The organism is Piscicoccus intestinalis NBRC 104926 (genome assembly GCF_001515525.1).
In the GTDB taxonomy this organism is placed as follows: domain Bacteria; phylum Actinomycetota; class Actinomycetes; order Actinomycetales; family Dermatophilaceae; genus Kineosphaera; species Kineosphaera intestinalis.
Genome location: NZ_BCNQ01000202.1, coordinates 1 through 6,426 on the forward strand (window position 1 = coordinate 1; position 6,426 = coordinate 6,426).

4 protein-coding genes and 1 pseudogene are annotated in these 6,426 nt (G+C 73.7%); 2 read left to right on the forward strand and 3 right to left on the reverse strand.

Features of this window, described 5'->3' with window-relative positions:
• Window positions 1-581 (forward strand): annotated as a pseudogene (locus PINTE_RS23445) (hypothetical protein); the annotation flags it as partial.
• Window positions 582-670: 89 nt separating this feature from the next.
• On the opposite strand, the gene PINTE_RS19780 reads toward PINTE_RS23445, so the two are convergent.
• From PINTE_RS19780 to PINTE_RS19790, 3 genes are all read right to left on the reverse strand, one after another.
• Complete coding sequence (locus PINTE_RS19780) at window positions 671-1,876, reverse strand: alkaline phosphatase family protein (protein ID WP_068434083.1); 1,206 nt, start codon at window positions 1,874-1,876, stop codon at window positions 671-673.
• 163 nt (window positions 1,877-2,039) lie between these two features.
• Window positions 2,040-2,627, reverse strand: coding sequence for a DUF5998 family protein (locus PINTE_RS19785; protein WP_068434084.1), 588 nt, complete (start codon window positions 2,625-2,627; stop codon window positions 2,040-2,042).
• Between the two features lie 102 nt (window positions 2,628-2,729).
• Complete coding sequence (locus PINTE_RS19790) at window positions 2,730-5,489, reverse strand: bifunctional acetate--CoA ligase family protein/GNAT family N-acetyltransferase (RefSeq protein ID WP_084343842.1); 2,760 nt, start codon at window positions 5,487-5,489, stop codon at window positions 2,730-2,732.
• Between the two features lie 73 nt (window positions 5,490-5,562).
• Between PINTE_RS19790 and PINTE_RS19795 the strand changes: the two genes are divergently transcribed.
• Complete coding sequence (locus tag PINTE_RS19795) at window positions 5,563-6,345, forward strand: nitroreductase family protein (RefSeq protein ID WP_068434086.1); 783 nt, start codon at window positions 5,563-5,565, stop codon at window positions 6,343-6,345.
• Window positions 6,346-6,426 lie beyond the last annotated feature (81 nt).

Genomic DNA, 6,426 nt, shown 5'->3' on the forward strand with positions numbered 1-6,426 from the left:
GCGCGGCGGGCGCGGACGACGAGGTCGTGCGGGTGGAGCCGGACACCCCGGCGCGCGACCACGATCCGCGGGCGACCCAGTCTCCGCCGTCGGTCACCGCCCCCGCGCACACCGAGCCCGAGCTGCCCCTCGGGGAGGATGACCAGCCCGACTCCGCGGAGGCCGACGAGGCAACGCCCACGCCGCCGGCAGCCTTGACCGAGGCCGACGAGGCAACGCCCACGCCGCCGGCCGCCTTGACCGAGCCGGCTCCGGCGACCACCGAAGCCGCTGTCTCGCAGGCCGATCGGGGTCCGGCCCGCTCGGGGCGGGCCGCCCGTCGCCGCCGCGCCGCCGCCGACCGGCAGTCGGCGCGTGAGAACAGCCGTCAGAGCTCCGGTGCGAACACTCCCCAAGGCGGCGACCAGCCCACCGACTCCGCCGAGCCGACCGAGCGGCCGGCCGCGAAGCCGACACCCAAGCCGGCGCCGCAGCAGCCACCCAAGCCGACACCCAAGCAGCCGCCGCGGCAGCGCAAGGGTCGGGCCAGCGTGCCGGCGTGGGACGACATCATGTTCGGCGCCAAGCACCCCACGGACTGACCCGACGCCGAAAGCCTGAGACGGCCTGCGAGGGCCCGCCAGGTCTTCCCAGGGTCTCCCGACGGTCTCCCGGAGGCTGATCGGGCGCCTCAGGAGCGGTAGGCGAGCAGCGGGATGTCCAGTTCGTCCGCCGTCAGCGACCCGTGCAGCCCCAGCAGCGCCAACAACTCCGGTCGCTGCACGCGGCTGTCGACGACGGCCAAGCCGGCGTCGAGCGCGACGATCACGTCGCCGAGGCGGGGTCGCACCGACTCCGCGAGGGTGCCGAACAGGCCCAGATCGTCGGCTTCATCGCGGGAGAACACCCAGGCGCGCTCCCCCAATCGCTCCCGCCACGCGACCGCGACGTCGGTGTCGGCCCCTGGCTCGCAGTACAACTGCGGAGACCGTGGCTCGCCACCGACGAGCCGCACCCCCGCGGCGAGGTCGGCCTCGACCGCCATGTCGAGTCGCCAGTCGAACGGCACGTCGACCATGCCGTGGTCGGCCGTCACGTACAGCGCCGTGTCGCGCGGGAGCGAGGTCGCCAGCCGGGCGAGTTCACGGTCGGTGGCCTCGAGTTCGTCGCCCCATTGCCAGGACTCGCAGCCGTGCACGTGACCGACCTTGTCGACCTCGCCCCAGTACAGGTACACGAGCGACCCCGGCGCCGAGCCGGTCCGCTCGCTCTGCCGCAGCGCGGTGAGCGCCTGGTCGACCCGGTGCGGCAGGTCGACGCCCGCCCGGAACCGTGCGCCGCGCAGCGCGGCGGTCGTCAGCCCGGAACCGTCGAAGTAGCCCGGGCCGATCATCGTCACGTCGACACCGGCGGCCACCGCCCGCTCGAAGACCGTGCGCTCGGGCTGCCAGCTCCGCGGGTCGGGTCCGTTCTCCCAGCTCAGCTCGCTGAACACACGATCGGTCGCGGGGTCGCGCACCTCCAGCCCGACGAGTCCGTGGGCGCCGGGCGGAAGGCCCGTTCCGAAGCTGCCCATGCTCGTCGCCGTCGTCGACGGAAAACCGCACCGCAGTGTCCGGGCCGTCGGCAGCAGCGACCGCAGGAACGGCGCGTGCCCGCTGCGCCGGGCCAGCAGGCGCAACCCGAGCCCGTCGACGAGCACGACGACCGCCCGCCGGGCCGGTGGCAGGTCGAGCAACTCGGCTTCGGGAAATCCCGCGGGGGTGCCCTGGTCGCGCGGCACCCCCACGGACGCGGCGACCGACGGCAGCACCGCGGTCAACCCCGCCGCGCCGTAGCCGGGCCGGCCGGGCAGCGGACGCTGCACTGCGTCCTCGTTCTCGGGAGGCGGTGTCATCGGCGACTCATTCACGGCTCGATCACGGCTCATCGACCGGCCCCGCCGGCCGGCTCGGCCACCGGGCAGGCGACCGACTCGGCCACCGGGCAGGCGATCGGGCAGGCGACCGGCTCGGCGATCGACGCGGCCGGGAGGGGCTGGCTCATCGGACGGCTTCGGCTCAGCGGGCGGTGGCGGCCTGCAGCGCGCCGGCGAACGCGATGGCCTGGGTCAGGGCGGCGTCGCCGTCGGCGACAGCGGAGACACGCACGCTGATGTCGTCGGCGGTGATCGACCCCTCGTAGCCGTGGTCGGCGTCGCACTGCGGGTCTCCGCAGGTGGCGGGGAGCAGGTCGACCCGGCTCACCGAACCCCATCCGATCGTCACCGTCAGCTCGTGACCCAGCCGCCCCGGCGTGTAGGAGGCGGGGTCGGCGACGACGTGGGTGAGCATCACCCCGCGCACCCCGGCCAGCGGCACGCTCTCGGAGGTGGCCGTCGCGGCCCCCGGACCGCCTCCCTCGACATCGTCGTCGGCGTGCACCACGAGCAGGCGGGTGTCGGTGAGCACGAGCACCGTCACATGCCGGCGCACCGTGTCGTGGTCGAACGTCGTCTCCTGGTGCACGAGGTGGGAGGCGACACGATCGCGCGCCAGGGCGGTGCTGACGACGTCGCGCACGAGCGCGGGGTAGTACCCCGCCCGCTCGATATCGCGCGTCAGGTCGGTGGGCAGCGCCGCCCCGGGGGCACCCGAACGAAAACTCATGCCTCCATCCTGACGCACCGACCGGCCGCGGGCGGGCATCGGCCTCCCGGCTGTGGGCACGCGAGCGGTCGAGGTGGGGTCGAGGTCCGGTCTAGGTCAGGGTTAGGTCAGGGCGCGCCGCCCGACGTCGGTGCGGGTCGCGGCGGGTGCCACCCGAATGTGCGCGCCGAGCACGTCGGCGCCGTCGTGGCGCGCGTTGAGGTAGTCCAGCGAGAGCCGGGCCACCTCGGGCACGTCGTCGGCGAGGGCGGCCACGCGGGCCACGATGTCTTCCAGCGCGGTGAAGTCGACGGCCCGGCTGCCGCGGTACCCGCTGAGCAGCGCCCCGCCCCGCAGCCCGGTGACCAGTTCGCGGATGTCGACGTCGGTCAGCGGCGGGATCCGGTGCACGACATCGCCGAGCAGGTCGCTGCTCGGGCCGGCCAGGCCGAAGCTGACGACCGGGCCGAACAGCGGGTCCTCGGTGGACGACACGACGGTGGCGATGCCGGGCGGCGCAGTGCTCTGCAGCACGAGCTTGGGGTCGCCGAACGCGGCCAGCCGCCGGGTCATCGACCGGAATGCCTCGCGCAGCCCCTCCTCGGTGTGCTCCTCGTTGCTGTCGCCACCGCCTCCGGGCCGGTGCCGCACCGACTCGATGCGCGAGCGCAGCACCACCGGCCAGCCCAGTTCTTCGGCGGCAGCGACCGCCTCGTCGGCGGTGTGCACCGACACCGTCGGCCAGGCCTCGATGCCGTACGACGCCAGCAGCGCGGTGGCCTCCTGCGTCGTCAGGTCGCGGCCCTCCGGGGAGTCGGCCAGCACGGCCGAGATGATCCGGTCGGCGTCGCCGCGGTTGACGCCGCTGGGGCGCACGCGCTCGCCGTGGTCGCTGCGCCGCCAGGCGGCGTACCGGCTCGCTTTGGCGAGGGCGTTGATGCCGTCGAGGGGGGTCTCGTAGACGGGCACGACCTGGCGTTCGCCGGTCTTCGGGTCGATCAGCTTGCCCGATCGGCGCATCACGCCGGAGACGTCGCGCGCCCCGAGGAAGGCCGTCACGCAAGGCTTTCCGCTGCTGCCCGCGATGTGGGCGATGGCCCGGGCCACCTCCTCCTCGCTGGTGCTCAGCGGCGCCACCAGCGCCACGCTGACCATGTCGACGCCGGGGCGCTGGAAGGCCGCCTCGACCTCGTCGGCGATGCGCCGTGACGAGTAGCCCGCCGGCAGCGGCACCGGCTCCCCGATGACCCGCAGGCCTGCCTGCCGGGCCGCCTCCGCGGTGATCGCGTTGAGTCCGTGCGAGGTGCCGAGGATGGCCAGGCCGTCGCCCTCGGGCAGGGGCTGCTGTGTCACGAGCTGGGACACGTGTGTCAGCTCGCGGATCGTGTTCGTCGGGATGACACCGGCCTGGCTGAGCATCGCATCGAACGCGCTCGGCCCGACGAGGCTGGCGCGGGCGCGGTGCCCGGGCGGCACGGCCCCCGCGGTCGGGGCCTTGGCGACGACCACCGGCTTGCGCAGCGACAACTGACGCGCGATGCGGCTGAACTTGCGGGGGTTGCCGACCGACTCCAGGTAGATCGCGACGGTCTTCGTGGATTCGTCGTCGATGAAGAACTGCATGAGGTCGTTGGTCGAGACGTCGACCCGGTTGCCGGCCGAGGCGAGCACCGACAGGCCGAGTCCGGCCCGGCTCATCGCCGCCGCGAGGCCGACGCCCAGGCCGCCGCTCTGGCTGCACACGCCGAGGGTGCCGGGGGCGGGGTGGTCGGCGCCGATCGTCGCGTTGAGCCGCACGTCGGGGTGGTTGTTGACCAGGCCGAAGGAGCCGGGCCCGACGATGCGCATGCCCGCGCGCCGGGCGCGGTTGAGCACCGCGGTCTGTCGCTCCATGCCCTCTTCGCCGCGCTCGGCGAAGCCTGTGGAGATGAGCAGCAGCGTGCGCACCCCGGCCTCGGCGCAGTCGTCGACGACGTCGAGCACCCGTTCGGCGGGCACCGTGATGATCGCCAGGTCGACCGGCTCCCCGATGCTCGCGACGCTCGGGTAGGCCTTGAGCCCGCGCACGGACTCCGCCTCGGAGTGGACGCTGTAGACGGGGCCGGTGAACCCGGTGTCGAGGAGGTTGTCGAGCACGCGGGAGCCCATGGCGTCGGGGCGGCGGCTGACGCCGACGACGGCCACGGACTTCGGGGCGAGCACCCCGGCCATGCTCGACGCCTCGGCGCGGTGCTCGCGGGCCAGCTGCACGGCCTGGGAGCGGTCGGTCGGCTCGATCGTGAACTCGACGGCGATGACGCCGTCGTCGTAATGGTGACGAACCTCATATCCGGCGTCGGTGAAGACCTTCATCATCTTGCGGTTCTGCGGCAGCACATCGGCCACGAACTTCGTGATGCCGTATTCCTGCGCGATCGCCGCCAGGTGCTCCAGGAGCACCGAGCCGACACCCTTGCCGTGGTAGTGGTCGGAGATGTTGAAGGCGACCTCGGCGGAGTGCGGGTCGTCGAGTTGGTCGTAGCGGCCGATGCCGATGATCTCGTCGCCGACCACGACGACGAGCGCGACCCGGGTCTTGTGGTCGACGTGGGTGAAGCGGTAGACGTCGCGGTCGGACAGGCGCTTGATCGGGGCGAAGAAGCGCAGGTAGATCGACTCCTCGCTCTGCCCCTCGTGGAAGCGGTGGATGGCCTCGGCGTCGGCCGGAGTGATCGGGCGGACGTGGCCGATCGAGCCGTCCCGCAGGACGACATCACCCTCCCAGGAGGTCGGGTAACCGGGGTCGTCCGGCTGCACGGGTTCGGCGAGCGCCGGGCTGGCGGCAGCGGCGCTGGCGGAGTCGGCGCTCGGGGCGGAGGCGGTCTCGCCGGTGTGCGCGGTCATGCGCTAACTATCCCACGCACCGCCCCGGGAGTCTCCGTTAGTGGGTGGCGTGGTTGCTTGGCAAGGTGGTCACGTGGAATTCCACCAAGTCGTCATGAGTCGGCGCATGGTGCGGGATTTCGACCCCGCCCCGCTGCCCGCCGCGACCCTCGAACGCGCCCTGCGCCACGCTCTGCGCGCGCCGAGCGCCGGCTTCACGCAGGGGTGGGATGCGTTGTTGCTCACCGAGTCTGCCGATCGCGAGGCGTTCTGGCGGGCGGCGACCCCAGACCCCGAGGCGGAGCCCGACCGCTGGCTGCGCGGCGTGCGCCGCGCCCCCGCGCTCGTCGTGCTGTGTTCGCACCCGGGCGCCTACGTGGCGCGTTACGCCCGGCCGGACAAGCAGCGCACCGGGCTCGGCGACGGTGAGCAGGCGTGGCCCGTGCCGTACTGGGACGTCGACTCCGGCATGGCCGCGCTGCTGCTCCTGCTCAGCGCCGTCGACGAGGGCATAGGCGGCCTGTTCTTCGGGGTGCCCGGCGAGGGGCACGACGCGGTTCGGGAGGCCTTCGGCGTGCCCGCCGACCGCCGGCTCGTCGGCGTCGTCGCCCTCGGGCGGCCCGCCCTGCCGTCCGAGACTTCCGGGGCTGCTGGGACAGCCGGGGCTGCCGGGGCTGCCGGGGCTTCGGCGCAGTCGGAGGCTGCGGAGGCTGTTGAGGCTTCCGGGGTTTCGGCGCAGTCGGGGGCTGCGGAGGCTGTTGAGGCTGTCGGGGATTCGGGCCGCGCGCGGCGGTCGCATCGGCCGCGTCGGCGGTCGCTCGACGAGGTCGTCCACGCCGGCCGCTTCGGAACTGCGTGGCGGCCCGACTCCGTCTGATCGCGCCGGCGAACGGGCGGCCGCCGACCCTGTCGTCCGTCGGCGGTGGCCGGGACAGCCGACGGGAGTCGGCGAGCAGCG